This window comes from Streptomyces sp. NPDC056734, from assembly GCF_042790455.1.
Classification (GTDB): domain Bacteria; phylum Actinomycetota; class Actinomycetes; order Streptomycetales; family Streptomycetaceae; genus Streptomyces.
Genome location: NZ_JBHTZD010000012.1, coordinates 150035 through 166437, shown reverse-complemented (window position 1 = coordinate 166437; position 16403 = coordinate 150035). Strand labels below are relative to the sequence as shown.

The window sequence follows — 16403 nt, the reverse complement described above, 5'->3', positions numbered from 1 at the left end:
GGTGTCGCCGGGCGTTGCCGGGCGGGGCCTGGACCGGAGCCGGACGGGTGTGGGCTATCCCACCTGCCCGCCTACCCCACCTGTTCTCTCGCCGTCGCCGACGGACTGGGCGCGGGGGAGGCGGTGTTGATCCCCAGGTCGGGGCGCGGGGTGAGAACCACGATCGGGGCGCCGGGCTGCGGCGGGGGTGGGGTCAGCTGGTCATTGGGGAGCTTGGGCGGGGTGGTCTGCTGGAAGTTGACCTGGTCGTGGTTGACCAGCCCGGTCTTCTCCAGCACGGTGATGTGGTCCAGCACGGTGTCGTTGGCGAGGTCGGCCAGCTGCCGCACCAGCGTGTTGCGGGTGTTGGCGCGGGTCTTGGCGACCACCGGGAAGATCTGACCATGGGTGACCCGCATGATCTGCACGGCCGTGGAGTCGAAGGACTGGCCCTGCTCGGCGGCGACCGTGGCCACGAACTGCTGTTGCTGGGGGCTCGCCTGGTTCGGCAGCGTGATGTTGAGATCCGGGGCGATCTCGCGGCACAGCTCGTCCAGCCCGGCGTGGCCGACGATCAGATGCTTGCCCGCCTCCTTCATCTCCGGTGTCGTGCCCCGCTCCATCGCCAGCTCGCCCAGCGGGTACTCCCAGAGCCCGGCGGCCCGCACCTTCACCACGAAGTCACGGTCCGCCTCGGTCAGCGGCCCCCACGGGGTATTGGCGATGATCCGGTTCTGGTCACCGGCCGTGTTCTCGACCCCCAGCATGGCCGGATAGGCGAGCGCGGTGAGGGTAAGACCCATGGCACCGAAGACGAAGATGCTCCCCACCTTGGTGCGGGAGATGGGCATGCGGCCTCCTGACGCGAACGGGCACGTGCGGCGGGTACGGCACGTTCGACCTACAGGGCACGTACGGCGCGCACGACTTGTACGACAGGAGATACGGACGCCCGTCCCGGATCCGTCACCGGGACGGGAGAATTTTCCCCGGCGGACCTGTGCGGTACGTCACACAGCTGTCCGAGCCGGTCGCACACCGTGTCGCTGTTCGGCCGAACGGGTGACTTGCCGTAAGAATGGCTGGTGCAGGAGATGAGAACGACGCAGATCGGGGGGAGCCGGTGAACAGTCGAGATGTCACCGATGAACAGTGGGAAGGGCTCGCTCAGGTCGTACCCCTGAGGGGACGTGACGCCTGGCCGTCCGCCGTGGACCACCGGGCCCGGCCGGACGCGGAGACCGAGGCACGGCGCCGCTTCGTCGTCCTGCGGGTCAACATCTTCGCCGACGCCCGCGAGGTCGCCGAGACCCTGATGGCCGGCATCCCGGTCCTCCTCGACCTCACCGGCGCCGAGGGCGATGTCGCCAAGCGTGTCCTCGACTTCAGCACGGGCGTGGTCTTCGGCCTGGCCAGCGGGATGCACCGGGTGGACCGCAATGTCTTCCTGCTGACCCCGCCGGGCACGGAGGTGCAGGGTCTGATGGCGGGGGTGGGCGGGCCGGGCGCCTGAGGACGGGGTCCTGGCCGGACGGCTCCGGCACGGCACCGCCCTCCGTTCCGCTGCCGGGGCCCGATGCGGGACGTGTACGGCGAACCGTGGCCGCCGGGCACGATCCGCGGACGGGGCCGGCCCGGCCCGGCGACGGTGAGGTGCGGTGGGCGACGCCGACCGGGCCCGGGGGACGCCCGGGGCGACAGTGGTACACCTTGATCCGTGAGTGACGAATCAGTGGGTGGCGAAGCTTTGACCGGCGAGTCCGTGACCGGCGGATCTGTGACCGGCGAGTCCGTGACCGGCGAATCCGGAAGCGGCGAATCCGGCAGCAGCGGAGCCGAGGGTGCCGCAGCCGGGAGCGGCGCAGTCGAGAGCGGCGCCCGGCGACTTGACGTACCGGCCCTGCAACGCCGGCTCGCCGACTTCGCCGCCGCCCGCGACTGGCAGCCCTACCACACCCCCAAGAATCTGGTGGCCGCGCTGAGCGTGGAGGCGTCCGAACTGGTCGAGATCTTCCAGTGGCTGACACCCGAGGAGTCGGCGCGGGTGATGGACGACCCCCGGGCCGCGCACCGGGTGCGGGATGAGGTCGCCGATGTGCTGGCGTATCTGCTCCAGCTGTGCGAGGTGCTCGGCGTCGATCCGCTCGCCGCGCTGGACGCCAAGATCGACCGTAACGAACAGAGATTCCCGGCGCCTTGAAGCACCGGGGGCGCCCGGTCGGCCGGTGTCTGTGATCTTCTGTGCTCCGAGTGACGGGGCGGCATCACGGACGAGTCCGGACAACTCGGGGACCGAACCAATCCATTTTTACTCTGCGTAGTCAAATCTGGGCCCGAATCCGAATCGTTGTCCGCAGATTTCCGTCTTCCTCTAGCTTTTCGTCTCACGGACCCTCACTCTGGGTAGTGGACAACGGAGTTCGGGCGGACGCGCGGACCAGCGTGCGTCTTGACAGACGGGGGCGGCCCATGGACGCGGTGCGGCTCATCGTGACGAGCAGGCGGGCGCTGGCGGCGAGCGGTGCCATACCCGACACGTTGCGGGAGGTGTGGCAGGCCCAGTGCCTGGCCCAGGCGATCGGCAGCAGGCTCGCGGTGTTCGGCCCGCCGGAGCTGCGCGGTGAGGCGCTCGGCCTGACCGAGCTGGCGGGCCGGGGCTGCGGAGTCCTGGACGAACCGCACCTCGCCCCCGGTGAGTTGCGCGCGGCCCAGCTGACCGAGCTGGGCGACACCCGCCAGGCCCTGACCTATCTCTGCGGACTCCTCGGCGAGGTGGGCATCGCCCTCGTCGGCGTGGCCTGCTCGGCGCCCGACGAGGGGACGTACTGGCAGTGCATGGAGGCCATCGACGCGGCGGACGAGTCCCGCGACCGAGTCCGCGAGCTGCTCCGCAAACTGGCGGACCGGGAGGCGGCGGCCTTACCCGAGCGGGAGGCGGGGTAGGCCCCGACCGTCGCCGGCCGCCTCCCCGACGCGCCCGCCCCGTCCCGCCCCGCCCCGCCCCGCCCCGCCACGTGACGGAACGGGACGGGACGGGACGGACGAATTTCACCCGACCGAGGAGCGCCCCGCAGGTGTGGACCGGCGCGATCCGGCGGGGGGCCAGGGGGCAGGATGGAGGCCATGGATCTTCGCATCTTCACCGAGCCCCAGCAGGGCGCCACCTACGACACGCTCCTCACCGTGGCCAAGGCCACCGAGGACCTCGGGTTCGACGCTTTTTTCCGGTCGGACCATTTCGTCAAGATGGGCTCCGTCGACGGTCTGCCCGGCCCCACCGACGCCTGGATCACCCTGGCCGGCCTCGCCCGCGAGACCCGGCGCATCCGACTCGGCACCCTCATGACCGCCGGTACCTTCCGGCTGCCCGGCGTCCTCGCCATCCAGGTCGCCCAGGTGGACCAGATGTCCGGCGGACGCATCGAGCTGGGCCTCGGCGCGGGCTGGTTCGAGGACGAGCACCAGGCGTACGGCATCCCCTTCCCGAAGGCGAAGTTCGGCCGTCTGGAGGAGCAGCTCGCCATCGTCACCGGACTGTGGGAGACCCCCGTCGGCGACACCTTCGACTTCGACGGCACCTACTACCAGCTGAAGAACTCGCCCGCACTGCCCAAGCCCGCCCAGGCGAAGGTCCCCGTGCTGATCGGCGGCCACGGCGCCACCCGCACCCCTCGCCTGGCCGCCCGCTACGCCGACGAGTTCAACATGCCCTTCGCCTCCATCGAGGACAGCGAGCGCCAGTTCGGCCGGGTGCGCGCCGCCGCCGAGGAGGCCGGCCGCAAGGGCGACGACCTCGTCTACTCCAACGCCCTCATCGTCTGTGTCGGAAAGGACGACCAGGAAGTCGCCCGCCGCGCCGCCGTCATCGGCCGCGAGGTCGATGAGCTGAAGACCAACGGCCTGGCCGGTTCCCCGGCCGAGGTGGTCGAGAAGATCGGCCGCTACGCCGAGATCGGCGCGAGCCGGATCTACCTCCAGGTCCTCGACCTGGACGACCTCGACCACCTGGAGCTGATCTCCGCACAGGTGCAGTCCCAGCTGTCGTAACCGCCCGCGCGATAACCGAAGGCGCCGGTCACACCCCCCGTGCGACAGTAGGACCGTCGTCCTGCCGAGCCCCCAGGATCACCCCCCCCTGGGGGCTTTCGCGCGCACGGCACCCCCAACGACAGATACGACAGACGACCGTCCACGACAGACGACCGTCCAGCCGGAGAGGCCCTCCGCATGTTCCTGACCATCAGCACCACCGGCGTACCCGAACGCCCCGCCACCGACCTCGGTTTCCTGCTGCACAAGCATCCGGACAAGGCGCAGGCGTTCTCCACCTCCTACGGCACCGCGCACGTCCTCTACCCCGAGGCGGGCGCGGATCGCTGCACGGCGGCGCTGCTGCTGGAGGTCGACGCGGTGGCGCTGGTGCGCCGGAACAAGGGCAAGGGCCGCGGCGGCGCCCCGGACGCGGCCCTCGCGCAGTACGTCAACGACCGCCCCTACGCCGCCTCCTCCCTCCTAGCGGTCGCCCTGAGCGCCGTCTTCTCCAGCGCCATGCGCGGAGTGTGCAACGCGCTGCCCGACCGTGCCGCCCAGCCGCTGCCGCTGCACATCGAGGTGCCCGCGCTGCCCGCCCGGGGCGGCCCCGCCGTCGTACACGCCCTGTTCGAGCCGCTGGGCTGGACGGTCACGGCCGAACCCGTGCCGCTGGACGACCGGTTCCCCGAGTGGGGCGACTCGCGCTACGTCCGGCTGGTCCTGGAGTCCGAGACCCTCACCCTGGCCGCCGCGCTGCGCCACCTGTACGTCCTGCTGCCGGTCCTGGACGACGCCAAGCACTACTGGGTCGCCCCCGACGAGGTCGACAAACTGCTCCGGGCCGGTGCGGGCTGGCTGCCCGGACACCCCGAACAGAAGCTGATCACCAGCCGCTATCTGTCCCGCCGCTGGTCCCTGACCCGCGACGCCCTGGAGCGGCTGGAACTGGCCCGGCTCGCCGAGACCGACGACAGCCAGGCCGAGGAGATCGACAACGCCGTCGAGGCCGACACCGAGGAGGCCCCCGAGCCCACCCCGCTCGCCGTCCTGCGGCGCGAAGCGATCCTCACCGCGCTGCGCGAAGCCGGTGCCGCCCGGGTCCTGGACCTCGGCTGCGGGCAGGGTCAGCTTGTCCAGGCGCTGCTCAAGGACGTCCGGTTCACCGAGATCGTCGGGGTGGACGTGTCGATGCGGGCGCTCACCGTCGCCGCCCGGCGGCTGAAGCTGGACCGGCTGGGGGAGCGGCAGGCGTCGCGCGTCCAGCTGATCCAGGGCTCCCTCGCGTACACGGACCGGCGGCTCAAGGGGTACGACGCGGCTGTGCTCAGCGAGGTGATCGAACACCTCGACCTGCCCCGGCTGCCCGCCCTGGAGTACGCCGTCTTCGGCGCCGCCCGCCCCCGCACGGTCGTGGTGACCACCCCCAACGTCGAGTACAACGTCCGCTGGGAGTCCCTCCCCGCCGGGCACGTCCGGCACGGCGACCACCGCTTCGAGTGGACGCGCGCCGAGTTCCGCGCCTGGGCGCAGGCGGTCGCCGCCCGGCACGGGTACGCCGTGGAGTTCCGGCCCGTAGGACCCGACGACCCCGAGGTGGGCCCGCCCACCCAGCTCGCCCTGTTCACCCTGACCGCCGACAAGGAGGCGAAAGCGGCATGACCGAGACCCAGAAGACACCTGACGCCGGGCGGAGCCTGTCCGTCACCGATCTCTCCCTGGTCGTCCTGGTCGGCGCCTCCGGCTCGGGCAAGTCCACCTTCGCCCGCCGCCACTTCAAGCCCACCGAGGTGATCTCCTCCGACTTCTGCCGGGGCCTGGTCTCCGACGACGAGAACGACCAGGGCGCGACCCGCGACGCCTTCGACGTGCTCCACTACATCGCGGGCAAGCGGCTGGCGGCCGGCCGCCGTACGGTCGTGGACGCCACCAGCGTGCAGCCCGAGGCCCGGCGCGGGCTGATCGCGCTGGCCCGGGAGTACGACGTGCTGCCCATCGCGATCGTCCTCGACGTACCGGAGTCGGTGTGCGCGGCGCGCAACGCGGCCCGCGCCGACCGGGCCGGAATGCCGCGCCGGGTGATCCAGCGCCACATCCGCGAACTCCGCCGCTCCCTGCGCCTCCTGGAGCGCGAGGGCTTCCGCAAGGTGCATGTCCTGCGGGGCGTCGAGGAGATCGAGACCGCGACCGTCCGTACCGAGAAACGGTTCAACGACCTCACCCACCTCACCGGCCCCTTCGACATCATCGGCGACATCCACGGCTGCGCGTCCGAACTGGAGTCGCTGCTCGGCAAGCTGGGCTACACCGACGGTGTGCACCCGGACGGCCGGACCGCCGTGTTCGTCGGCGACCTCGTCGACCGCGGCCCCGACAGCCCCGGCGTGCTGCGCCGGGTGATGACGATGGTGAGATCCGGCAACGCGCTGTGCGTGCCCGGCAACCACGAGAACAAGTACGGCCGTCACCTGCGCGGGCGCCCGGTGCGGCCCACGCACGGGCTCGCGGAGACCCTCGCGCAGATGGACGGCGAGAGCGCGGAGTTCCGGCGCGAGGTGAGCGAGTTCATCGACGGGCTGGTCAGCCACTACGTCCTGGACGGCGGCAGGCTGGTGGTGTGCCACGCCGGGCTGCCGGAGAAGTACCACGGCCGCACCTCCGGCCGGGTCCGCTCGCACGCGCTGTACGGCGAGACCACCGGGGAGACGGACGAGTTCGGGCTGCCGGTGCGCTACCCGTGGGCGGAGGACTACCGGGGCCGGGCGGCCGTGGTCTACGGCCACACCCCGGTGCCCGAGGCCACCTGGCTCAACAACACGATCTGCCTGGACACCGGCGCCGTCTTCGGCGGCAAGCTCACCGCGCTGCGCTGGCCGGAGCGGGAACTGGTCGACGTACCGGCGCAGCGGGTCTGGTACGAGCCGGTGAAGCCGCTCGCCTCGCAGGCGCCCGGCGGGCAGGACGGACGGCCGCTGGATCTGGCGGATGTGCAGGGGCGCCGGGCCGTCGAGACCCGGTACGCCGGGCGGGTCGCGGTCCGGGAGGAGAACGCGGCGGCGGCCCTGGAGGTCATGAGCCGCTTCGCCGTCGACCCGCGTCTGCTGCCGTATCTGCCGCCCACCATGGCACCCACGCCGACCAGCGCGGCCGAGGGCTTTCTGGAGCACCCGGTGGAGGCGTTCGCGCAGTACCGGGACGACGGGGTCGAGCGGGTCGTGTGCGAGGAGAAGCACATGGGCTCGCGGGCCGTCGCCCTGGTCTGCCGGGACGCGGACGCGGCGGCCCGCCGCTTCGGCGTCGACGGTCCGACCGGCTCCCTCTGCACCCGCACCGGCCGCCCGTTCTTCCCGGACGGCCCGATGACCGAGCAGCTCCTGGACCGGCTGCGCGCGGCGATCGGCGCGGCGGGACTCTGGGCGGAGCTGGACACGGACTGGCTGCTGCTGGACGCGGAGCTGATGCCGTGGTCGCTGAAGGCGTCCGGACTGCTGCGCACCCAGTACGCGGCGGTCGGCGCCGCCGCCGGGGCCGTCTTCCCCGGCGCCCTGGCCGCGCTCCAGGGCGCGGCGGCCCGGGGCGTCGACGTCACCGCCCTGCTTGCCCGCCAGCGGGAACGCGCCGCGCACGCCGACGCGTTCACCGACGTCTACCGGCGTTACTGCTGGCCCACCGACGGCCTGGACGGCGTCCGCCTGGCACCCTTCCAGCTGCTCGCCGCCCAGGGCCGCAGCCTCGCCGCCCTGCCGCACGACGAACAGCTGGCCCTGCTGGACCGGCTGGTCGAGCACGACACCACCGGCCTGCTCCACACCACCCGCAGGCTGTACGTCGACACCGCCGACCCGGCCTCCGTCGCGTCCGGCGTCGACTGGTGGCAGGAGATGACCGGCCGGGGCGGGGAGGGCATGGTCGTCAAGCCGCTCGCCGCCCTCGTGCGCGACCCGCGGGGGCGGCTGGTGCAGCCCGGCCTGAAGGTGCGCGGGGTGGAGTATCTGCGGCTGATCTACGGCCCGGACTACACCCGCCCCGACCACCTGGACCGCCTCCGCCGCCGCTCCCTGAACCACAAACGCTCCCTCGCCCTGCGCGAACACGCCCTCGGCCTGGAGGCCCTGGACCGCCTGGCCGACGGCGAGCCACTGTGGCGCGTGCACGAGGCGGTGTTCGGGGTGCTGGCCCTGGAATCGGAGCCGGTGGATCCTCGGCTCTGACCATCCGGTCCGGGGGAGGAGGAGGGCGACTGGGGGCGGTGTTGGTGGGCCCCGGCCGGGGCCGGCCCCTTGGGCCCGGCGGGTGTGACTCCGGTTGTGGTCTTCGGGACGCCGGCGTCCCGCGCCCGGCGTCCCGCGCCCGGCGTCCCGCGCCCCGCGCCCTGGAGCGTGACCCCGCCGACCTGCACACCCTCGCCGGGTGCGCCGCCCTGCCCGCCGGTCCGGCTGCCCGCCAGGGACCCGCTCCCGTGTGAAACAGGGGTGAACGCCTGCCCGAATGGTCAGGATGGAGACATGGCATACCACGTCGACTCCGAGGCCGGGCGGCTGCGCCGCGTCATCCTGCACCGGCCCGATCTTGAGCTCAAAAGGCTCACCCCCAGTAACAAGGACGCGCTGCTCTTCGACGATGTGCTGTGGGTGCGCCGGGCGCGCGCCGAGCACGACGGCTTCGCCGACGTCCTGCGTGACCGCGGTGTCGAGGTCCATCTGTTCGGCGAGCTGCTCACCGAGGCCCTGGAGATCCCGGCGGCCCGCGCGCTCGTACTGGACCGGGTCTTCGACGAGAAGGAGTACGGCCCGCTGGCCACCGACCATCTGCGGGCCGCGTTCGCGGCGCTGCCCGCCGGGGAACTGGCCGAGGCACTGGTCGGCGGCATGACCAAACGGGAGTTCCTTGAGGCCCACGCCGAGCCGACCTCCGTCCGCTTCCACGCCCTGGAGGTGGACGACTTCCTCCTCGGGCCGCTGCCCAACCATCTCTTCACCCGGGACACCTCCGCCTGGATCTACGACGGTGTCTCCATCAACGCCATGCGCTGGCCCGCCCGGCAGCGCGAGACCGTCCACTTCGAGGCGATCTACCGCCATCACCCGCTCTTCCGGGACCACACCTTCCACGTCTGGTCCGAAGGACAGGCCGACTACCCCTCCACCATCGAGGGCGGGGACGTGCTGGTGATCGGCAACGGCGCCGTGCTCATCGGGATGAGCGAGCGGACCACCCCGCAGGCCGTCGAGATGATCGCCCACAAGCTGTTCGCGGCCGGTTCCGCGACCACGATCGTGGCGCTGGACATGCCCAAGCGACGTGCCTTCATGCATCTGGACACCGTGATGACGATGGTCGACGGCGACACCTTCACCCAGTACGCCGGGCTCGGCATGCTCCGCTCCTACACCATCGAACCCGGCGCGGGCGACCGGGACCTGAAGGTCACCGACCATCCGCCGGAGCACATGCACCGGGCCATCGCCGCCGCCCTCGGCCTCAATGAGATCCGGGTGCTGACCGCCGTCCAGGACGTGCACTCCGCCGAGCGCGAGCAGTGGGACGACGGCTGCAATGTGCTCGCCGTCGAGCCGGGGGTCGTCGTCGCCTATGAGCGCAACGCCACCACCAACACCCATCTGCGCAAACAGGGCATCGAGGTGATCGAGATCCCGGGCAGCGAGCTGGGGCGGGGGCGGGGCGGCCCGCGCTGCATGAGCTGTCCGGTGGAGCGGGACGCGGTGTAGGGGCCAGGGGGGCGTGCGCCACATCGTCGTATAAGAATTCTGAAGGTCGTATACACTTCCATTCGACCGCCGTCCCCGTCGTCCCGACCTTGGAGCGCCCATGGCGACCGTTCCGACCGCCCTCGCCGGGCGCAGCTTTCTCAAAGAGCTGGACTTCACCCGTGCGGAGTTTCTCGGGCTGATCGAGCTGGCCGCCGAGCTGAAGGCGGCCAAGCGGGCCGGGACCGAGACGCGGTACCTGAGCGGCAAGAACCTCGCGCTGATCTTCGAGAAGACCTCCACCCGTACCCGCTGCGCCTTCGAGGTCGCGGCGGCCGACCAGGGTGCCGCGACCACCTATCTGGACCCCTCCGGCTCACAGCTCGGGCACAAGGAGTCCGTGCGGGACACCGCGCGGGTGCTGGGCCGGTACTACGACGGGATCGAGTACCGCGGGGACAGCCAGCGGGCGGTGGAGGAGCTGGCGGAGTACGCCGGGGTGCCGGTCTTCAACGGGCTCACCGACGACTGGCACCCCACCCAGATGCTCGCCGACGTCCTGACCATGACCGAGCACCGCGCCGGGCCGCTCACCGGGACAGCCTTCGCCTACCTCGGCGACGCCCGCTTCAACATGGGCAACTCCTACCTCATCACCGGCGCGCTGCTCGGCATGGACGTCCGGATCGTCGCCCCCGAGTCCTACTGGCCCGCGCAGCCCGTCATCGACCGGGCCCGGGCGCTCGCCGAGACCAGCGGGGCCCGGATCACGCTCACCGAGTCGGTGGCGGAGGGCGTGCGCGGCGCGCACTTCGTGGCCACCGACGTCTGGGTCTCCATGGGCGAGCCCAAGGAGGTGTGGGACGAGCGGATCGCCGCGCTGGTGCCGTACGCCGTGACCATGGACGTGCTGCGGGCCACCGGCAATCCGGATGTGAGGTTCCTGCACTGTCTGCCGGCCTTCCACGACCTGGGGACCAAGGTCGGCCGGGAGATCCATGAGCGGTTCGGTCTGGCCTCCCTCGAAGTGACCGACGAGGTCTTCGAATCGGCGCACTCGGTCGTCTTCGACGAGGCCGAGAACCGGCTGCACACCATCAAGGCGGTGCTGGTCGCCACGCTGGCCTGACCGGCGGCGGGGCCACAAGAACTACGAGGGCCACGAGCGCCACGCGGGCTACGCGGGCCACGCGGACTACGTGGGCTCCGGGGGGCGGTACTGGGCCGGTAGCGCGGGCAGTCTGAACCACACCGCCTTGCCGGTCTCGGTGGCGCGGTGGCCGCAGTCGGAACTGAGGGTGCGGATCAGCAGCAGCCCGCGTCCGTTCTCCTGCCAGGGGTCGGGTGCGTGGTCCGGGGGCCGGGTCAGCTCGGTCGGCGGCGCCGGGTCGGGGTCGTGCACCTCGACGTGGCAGCCGGTGGGCAGCAGTTCCAGGATCAGTTCTATCGGGCCCTCGCCGGCGGTGTGCTCGACGGCGTTCGCGACCAGCTCCGCCGTCAGCAGTTCGGCCGTGTCGCAGTCGGCCCCGTGCTTCAGCTCGGCCAGCGCGGTGCGCACCAGGGCACGGGCGACCGGTACCGCCACGGCCGAGCGTGGCAGCGCGATACGCCAGGAGGCGGAGGCGGAGGGGCGATCGTGCACGGCGTGTCCGTTCATGGCGCAGGAATCCCTGGAGGGGACTCGGGTCGTCCTGCTTTCAACTTTATAGAGGGCGCGGCGCCGTCGGCAGAGTCACTGGTCGGGCGTCGCCGGGACTTTCGGACCCCGATGCCGGGCGAGCGTCGGGCGACCCATATGAGGGAACGCTGTGCGCCGCACAGCCGATCCCCTCTCCTCCCGTTGTTACCGCGTTATTGACATCCGAAGGGAAAGCGGTGACGGAAGAGGCGCCGGGTGAGTGGCGCGTTGCTCTCCGTGAGCGATTTCCATGTGGCTCCGCCGCGTGGGCGCGACCACGGATGACGGCGGCCTCCGGACCGGGCACGCCAAAAGGCCCAGGTCCTGAGCTGAACGCTCAGGACCTGGGCCATCCGGCGCGGGCGGAGCTACCCCTCCACCATCCCCGCCGTCAGCGTCGCCCCGTCCGCCGGGTCGATCAAGATGAACGCGCCCGTGCGCCGGGACACCGCGTAGGGATCCAGCGCCAGCGGCTCGGCCGTGCGCAGGGTGATCCGGCCGAGGTCGTTGGCCGCGAGGACCTCCGCCCCCGCCAGGTCGGTGACCTTGGCCTGCACGGTCCGGGTGGTGTGCCGGACGAGCACCCGGTCACCGATCCGCAGCGGCCGGTCGGCGAGATGGCAGACGGCCGCGCGCACCTCCCGCGTCAGGGCGGGCGGCTCCGCGCCCGTCGTGATCAGGTCACCGCGCGCGATGTCCCGCTGCCCGGCCAGACGCAGGCTCACGGACTGCGGGGCGTGTGCCGACCCGGCCGGGGTGCCCAGGACGTCGATGCCGGTGATCTCGGTCGACTCGCCGTTCGGCAGGACCGTCACCCGGTCACCGACCGTCAGGGTCCCCGACACCAGCTGGCCCGCGTAGTGGCGGGCGTCGCCGTCCCGGATGACGTACTGGACCGGGAAACGGGCGGGCGCCTCGGTGCGCTCGGCGCCCACCGGCACCCGCTCCAGGAACTCCAGCAGCGCCGGGCCCTCGTACCAGCCGGTCCGCGCCGACCGCTCCACCACGTTGTCACCGGCCAGCGCCGACACCGGGACGGGCGTGAAGCCGGGCAGGCCCAGGCGGGCGGCGTGACCCGCGAAGTCCTCCACGATCCGCTCGAAGACCTGCTGCTCGTAGCCGACGAGGTCCATCTTGTTCACGGCGAGCACGATGTGCGGGACGCGGAGCAGGGCCGCGATGGCGGCGTGGCGGCGGGTCTGTTCGACGACGCCGTTGCGGGCGTCGACCAGGATCACCGTCAGCTCGGCCGTGGAGGCGCCCGTCACCATGTTGCGGGTGTACTGCACATGGCCGGGGGTGTCGGCGAGGATGAAGCGGCGCCGGGTGGTGGCGAAGTAGCGGTACGCCACGTCGATGGTGATGCCCTGTTCGCGCTCGGCGCGCAGCCCGTCGGTGAGCAGCGCCAGATCGGGGGTGTCCCCGCGCGAGGCCCGGGTCACGGCCTCCAGCTGGTCGGCGAGCACCGACTTGGAGTCGTGCAGCAGCCGGCCCACCAGGGTGGACTTGCCGTCGTCCACGGAACCGGCGGTCGCGAACCGCAGGGTGTCGACGTCCGTGCCGTGGATTGCAGTCGTGCTCATGGCTAGAAGTACCCCTCGCGCTTACGGTCCTCCATCGCGGCCTCCGACAGCTTGTCGTCGGCGCGGGTCGCGCCGCGCTCGGTGAGCCGGGAGGCGGCGATCTCCGCGATGACCTTCTCGATGGTGTCGGCGGTGGAGTCCACCGCCCCGGTACAGGACATGTCGCCCACGGTCCGGTAGCGGACCCGGCGCTTCTCGACGGTCTCCGTCTCGCGCGGCCCGCCCCACTCCCCGGCCGTCAGCCACATCCCGCCCCGCTGGAACACCTCGCGGTAGTGGGCGTAGTAGATGTCGGGCAGCTCGATGTCCTCGCGGTCGATGTACTGCCAGACGTCCAGCTCGGTCCAGTTGGAGAGGGGGAACACGCGGACGTGCTCGCCGGGGGCGTGCCGCCCGTTGTAGAGGTTCCACAGTTCGGGGCGCTGGCGGCGCGGGTCCCACTGGGAGAACTCGTCGCGCAGCGAGAACACCCGCTCCTTGGCCCGTGCCTTCTCCTCGTCGCGCCGCCCGCCGCCGAACACCGCGTCGAAGCGCCGCTCCTGGATGGTCTCGGTCAGCGGGACGGTCTGGAGCGGGTTGCGGGTGCCGTCCGGACGCTCCCGCAGCACCCCCCGGTCGATGTAGTCCTGCACGGAGGCGACATGCAGCCGCAGTCCGTGCCGTTCGACCGTGCGGTCCCGGTAGGCGAGGACCTCGGGGAAGTTGTGCCCGGTGTCCACGTGCAGCAGCGAGAAGGGCACCGGGGCGGGCGTGAACGCCTTCAGCGCCAGATGCAGCATGACGATGGAGTCCTTGCCGCCGGAGAAGAGAATCACCGGCCGCTCGAACTCGCCCGCCACCTCACGGAAAATGTGGACCGCCTCGGACTCCAGCGCGTCCAGGTGGGAGAGGGTGAAGCCGGTCATGCGAGCCCCTTTGCCACCAGCAGCGCGTGCACCGAGTCGGCCGACTCGTGCGCTGTCTGGTCCTGCGTCCGGAGGACCAGCGCCGGGTCCACCGGCTCCTCGTACGGGTCGTCCACGCCGGTCAGCCCGGTCAGCTCACCGGCGGCCTGCTGGGCGTACAGCCCCTTCACGTCCCGCTCGCTGCACACCGTGACCGGCGTGGCGACATGGACCTCGACATACGGGGTCCCGCTCGCCTCGTGCCGCTTGCGCACGGCCTCGCGGCTGTCGGCGTACGGGGCGATGACGGGGACGACGGAGAGCACGCCGTTGCGGGCCAGCACCTCCGAGACCAGGCCGATGCGCTGGACGTTGGTGTCCCGGTCCGCGCGGGAGAAGCCCAGCCCGGCGGAGAGGAAGCGGCGGATCTCGTCGCCGTCGAGGACCTCCACCCGGTGTCCCTCGGTCCGCAGCCGGTCCCCGAGGAGGCGGGCGATCGTGGTCTTCCCCGCGCTCGGCAGCCCCGTGAGCCAGACGGTGGCTCCTTGCGCTCTGGCCGTGCTGGTGGTCATGCGCAGCAATCCTCGTTTCTTCCCCGGCGTGTGACCCGATGGACGCTAGGTAAGAAACTTGAGAAGAGGGCCAGAGGAACCTGAGGGTTCCCTTAGCGCCTCAGGATGTGCCTGACGTCACACCGGCACCGGGTTTGCCGCATACGGGGTCACATCCGCACGCATGCGGTCCCGCGTCGCGCGGTCACATCCGCAGGAAAGCCGTCCCGCGGTCACACCCCCACGAACCCGGCCCCCGCGTCCCGCAGCCGCTCGTGCAGTTCCCGGAAGACGGCCGCCGAGCGCGCCCCCGGCCAGTCGGCGGGCAGCAGCCGGGCGGGCAGGCCGGGGTCGGTGTAGGGGAGATGGCGCCAGGAGTCCAGGGCGAGGAGATAGTCGTGGTACGCCTCCTCGGACGGGGTGTCGGCACGTTTCCGCCAGGCGGTGAGCACCGGGGCGTGCCGGTCGAGGAACGCCTCGTACTCCTTGGCGATGGCGGCCAGGTCCCACCAGCGGGCCACCGCCTCGGTGGTCGGCGCGAACCCGAGGTGCTCGCCGCGGAACAGATCGACATAGCCGTCCAGGCGCAGCCGGTGCAGGGTGTGCCGGGTCTCCTCGTACAGCCGCGCGGGCGCGATCCACACGCCGGGGGCGGCCGTGCCGAAGCCGAGGCCGGACAGGCGGGAGCGCAGTACGTGCCGCTTCTGCCGCTCCGACTCCGGCACCGAGAACACCGCGAGCACCCAGCCCTCGTCGCCGTCCGGCTCCGGCGCGTACACCCGCCTGTCGCCGTCCTTGAGCAACTGCCGGGCGTCCGGTGAGAGTTCGTACCCGGCGGCGCCCTCGGCGGTGCGGGCGGGCAGCAGCAGCCCGCGCCGCTTCAGCCGGGACACGGAGGACCGTACGGAGGGCGCGTCGACGCCCACCGCGGCCAGCAGCCGGATGAGTTCGGCGACGGGCACGGGACCGGGGAAATCACGGCCGTACGCACCGTAGAGCGTGACGATGAGGGACCGCGGAGCAGGCTGGTCGGACACGTTGATCATCTTAGGCATGGGGTATCGGTGCTGGTCACCCCAGGTCTCCCGGGCCCCGGTCAGGGGCGTCGCCCGGCCGGGCCGCGCAGCCGGAACCGGAACCGGAACCGCTGGAGCTTGCCGGTCGCCGTGCGCGGCAGCGCGCCGGGGAAGACGAACTCGCGCCCGCCTTCAGCACCGCCGGCCAGCAGGCGCCGCGCCCAGAACCGGCCGTCGACCGGCCGTCGACCGGTATGGCTCCGCCACCGTTGGAGTGACGTTCACGGATGTCGGCCTGTTGCGGCGCCGGCTGTGGTAGCCCCACGAGGCACCCCCCATGAGCCTCACCACAGGAGGTCCCCCCATGCTCACCCGATCCCTCACCCGATCCCTCACCCGCCCCGCCCTCGGTGTCGTCGCCGCGCTCGCGCTCGCGCTGGCCGCCGCGCCCGCCACCGCCGGGCCCTTCGAGTCGGTGACCGTCGACGCGGTCGGCAAGATCGCCGCCGACGGCACGGTCACCCTGTCCGGCACCTACCGCTGCCTCGGCAGCACCGGCCTGGTCTTCGTCAGTTCCTCCGTCGCGCAGAGCGAGAAGAACGTCCGCTACGGCATCGGTGGCAGCCGCGCGGTGTGCGACGGCGCCGAGCACCGCTGGACCAACACCGGCAAGCCGTCGCCCGACGTCCTGAAGCCGGGTGCGGCGAGCGTCGAGGCGACGGTCACCGAACTGCGTTCCCAGGGCGGCCTGCCGCTGCCGAGCTTCCACGCGGTGGGCACGTGGGACATCACCCTGGTGCGCGGCTGACCCGGACGGGGCGCCGCACACATGGCGAGGCCCCGGGCCGCCGGATTTACCGCGGCCCCGGGCCGGGGCGTGGTTATTTGCGGGTGATTGTGTAAGTCGACGTGGTGTTTCGTTTTTAGACCGCGTTTTTAAACACGGTCAACCCCAAGAACATGGCCCAGCCCACG

Annotated in this window: 15 protein-coding genes; 9 read left to right on the top strand and 6 right to left on the bottom strand. The window is 71.7% G+C overall.

All coding sequences use genetic code 11. The annotated features are described in order from the left end of the window. Window positions 1–71: 71 nt before the first annotated feature. Entirely contained in the window at window positions 72–830 is a 759-nt protein-coding gene (locus tag ACFRFC_RS19905; RefSeq protein ID WP_382692260.1) for a DUF4142 domain-containing protein, read from the bottom strand. Between the two features lie 227 nt (window positions 831–1057). Here ACFRFC_RS19905 and ACFRFC_RS19900 point away from each other — a divergent pair, with 227 nt between their 5' ends. The 8 genes from ACFRFC_RS19900 to argF all read left to right on the top strand — a co-directional run bounded on the left by ACFRFC_RS19900 (window position 1058) and on the right by argF (window position 10845). Then, window positions 1058–1492, top strand: coding sequence for a cell division protein SepF (locus ACFRFC_RS19900; RefSeq protein WP_382692261.1), 435 nt, complete (start codon window positions 1058–1060; stop codon window positions 1490–1492). A gap of 387 nt (window positions 1493–1879) precedes the next feature. Next, window positions 1880–2179: a nucleotide pyrophosphohydrolase gene (locus ACFRFC_RS19895; RefSeq protein ID WP_382692277.1), complete on the top strand. Its 300-nt coding sequence runs from the start codon at window positions 1880–1882 to the stop codon at window positions 2177–2179. Window positions 2180–2448: 269 nt separating this feature from the next. Then, window positions 2449–2922 carry a DUF6099 family protein gene (locus tag ACFRFC_RS19890; RefSeq protein ID WP_382692262.1) on the top strand — a complete coding sequence of 158 codons (474 nt, stop codon included), beginning with the start codon at window positions 2449–2451 and terminating at the stop codon, window positions 2920–2922. A 180-nt stretch (window positions 2923–3102) separates the two neighbouring features. Next, a complete protein-coding gene (locus ACFRFC_RS19885) occupies window positions 3103–4026 on the top strand; it encodes an LLM class F420-dependent oxidoreductase (protein WP_382692263.1) in 924 nt (307 codons plus the stop codon). A 180-nt stretch (window positions 4027–4206) separates the two neighbouring features. Then, entirely contained in the window at window positions 4207–5670 is a 1464-nt protein-coding gene (locus ACFRFC_RS19880; protein WP_382692264.1) for a 3' terminal RNA ribose 2'-O-methyltransferase Hen1, read from the top strand. Further along, window positions 5667–8219, top strand: a complete 2553-nt coding sequence (locus ACFRFC_RS19875) for a polynucleotide kinase-phosphatase (protein WP_382692265.1) — start codon at window positions 5667–5669, stop codon at window positions 8217–8219. The genes ACFRFC_RS19880 and ACFRFC_RS19875 overlap by 4 nt, the downstream gene beginning before the upstream one ends. A 294-nt stretch (window positions 8220–8513) precedes the next feature. Further along, window positions 8514–9737 (top strand): arginine deiminase, encoded by a 1224-nt coding sequence (locus ACFRFC_RS19870; RefSeq protein ID WP_382692266.1) that lies wholly within the window; start codon window positions 8514–8516, stop codon window positions 9735–9737. Window positions 9738–9837: 100 nt separating this feature from the next. Then, complete coding sequence (argF, locus tag ACFRFC_RS19865; RefSeq protein WP_382692267.1) at window positions 9838–10845, top strand: ornithine carbamoyltransferase; 1008 nt, start codon at window positions 9838–9840, stop codon at window positions 10843–10845. A 66-nt stretch (window positions 10846–10911) separates the two neighbouring features. Here the strand turns inward: argF and ACFRFC_RS19860 are convergent, their stop codons facing one another. The 5 genes from ACFRFC_RS19860 to ACFRFC_RS19840 all read right to left on the bottom strand — a co-directional run bounded on the left by ACFRFC_RS19860 (window position 10912) and on the right by ACFRFC_RS19840 (window position 15458). Then, entirely contained in the window at window positions 10912–11373 is a 462-nt protein-coding gene (locus ACFRFC_RS19860; protein WP_382692268.1) for an ATP-binding protein, read from the bottom strand. Between the two features lie 389 nt (window positions 11374–11762). Next, window positions 11763–12977, bottom strand: a complete 1215-nt coding sequence (locus ACFRFC_RS19855; protein ID WP_382692269.1) for a sulfate adenylyltransferase subunit 1 — start codon at window positions 12975–12977, stop codon at window positions 11763–11765. Window positions 12978–12979: 2 nt separating this feature from the next. Next, window positions 12980–13882 (bottom strand): sulfate adenylyltransferase subunit CysD, encoded by a 903-nt coding sequence (cysD, locus tag ACFRFC_RS19850; protein WP_382692270.1) that lies wholly within the window; start codon window positions 13880–13882, stop codon window positions 12980–12982. Further along, complete coding sequence (cysC, locus tag ACFRFC_RS19845) at window positions 13879–14433, bottom strand: adenylyl-sulfate kinase (protein ID WP_382692271.1); 555 nt, start codon at window positions 14431–14433, stop codon at window positions 13879–13881. The genes cysD and cysC overlap by 4 nt, the downstream gene beginning before the upstream one ends. Before the next feature lie 212 nt (window positions 14434–14645). Beyond that, on the bottom strand, window positions 14646–15458 hold the full coding sequence (locus ACFRFC_RS19840) for a PaaX family transcriptional regulator C-terminal domain-containing protein (protein ID WP_382692278.1): 813 nt from the start codon (window positions 15456–15458) through the stop codon (window positions 14646–14648). 334 nt (window positions 15459–15792) lie between these two features. Between ACFRFC_RS19840 and ACFRFC_RS19835 the strand changes: the two genes are divergently transcribed. Beyond that, complete coding sequence (locus tag ACFRFC_RS19835) at window positions 15793–16236, top strand: DUF6299 family protein (protein ID WP_382692272.1); 444 nt, start codon at window positions 15793–15795, stop codon at window positions 16234–16236. Window positions 16237–16403 lie beyond the last annotated feature (167 nt).

Coding starts and splice junctions, on each gene's coding strand:
- ACFRFC_RS19905 (WP_382692260.1), bottom strand. CDS start 830: ATGCCCATCTCCCGCACCAAGGTGGGGAGCATCTTCGTCTTCGGTGCC.
- ACFRFC_RS19900 (WP_382692261.1), top strand. CDS start 1,058: ATGGCTGGTGCAGGAGATGAGAACGACGCAGATCGGGGGGAGCCGGTG.
- ACFRFC_RS19890 (WP_382692262.1), top strand. CDS start 2,449: ATGGACGCGGTGCGGCTCATCGTGACGAGCAGGCGGGCGCTGGCGGCG.
- ACFRFC_RS19885 (WP_382692263.1), top strand. CDS start 3,103: ATGGATCTTCGCATCTTCACCGAGCCCCAGCAGGGCGCCACCTACGAC.
- ACFRFC_RS19880 (WP_382692264.1), top strand. CDS start 4,207: ATGTTCCTGACCATCAGCACCACCGGCGTACCCGAACGCCCCGCCACC.
- ACFRFC_RS19875 (WP_382692265.1), top strand. CDS start 5,667: ATGACCGAGACCCAGAAGACACCTGACGCCGGGCGGAGCCTGTCCGTC.
- ACFRFC_RS19870 (WP_382692266.1), top strand. CDS start 8,514: ATGGCATACCACGTCGACTCCGAGGCCGGGCGGCTGCGCCGCGTCATC.
- argF (WP_382692267.1), top strand. CDS start 9,838: ATGGCGACCGTTCCGACCGCCCTCGCCGGGCGCAGCTTTCTCAAAGAG.
- ACFRFC_RS19860 (WP_382692268.1), bottom strand. CDS start 11,373: ATGAACGGACACGCCGTGCACGATCGCCCCTCCGCCTCCGCCTCCTGG.
- ACFRFC_RS19855 (WP_382692269.1), bottom strand. CDS start 12,977: ATGAGCACGACTGCAATCCACGGCACGGACGTCGACACCCTGCGGTTC.
- cysD (WP_382692270.1), bottom strand. CDS start 13,882: ATGACCGGCTTCACCCTCTCCCACCTGGACGCGCTGGAGTCCGAGGCG.
- cysC (WP_382692271.1), bottom strand. CDS start 14,433: ATGACCACCAGCACGGCCAGAGCGCAAGGAGCCACCGTCTGGCTCACG.
- ACFRFC_RS19840 (WP_382692278.1), bottom strand. CDS start 15,458: ATGATCAACGTGTCCGACCAGCCTGCTCCGCGGTCCCTCATCGTCACG.
- ACFRFC_RS19835 (WP_382692272.1), top strand. CDS start 15,793: ATGCTCACCCGATCCCTCACCCGATCCCTCACCCGCCCCGCCCTCGGT.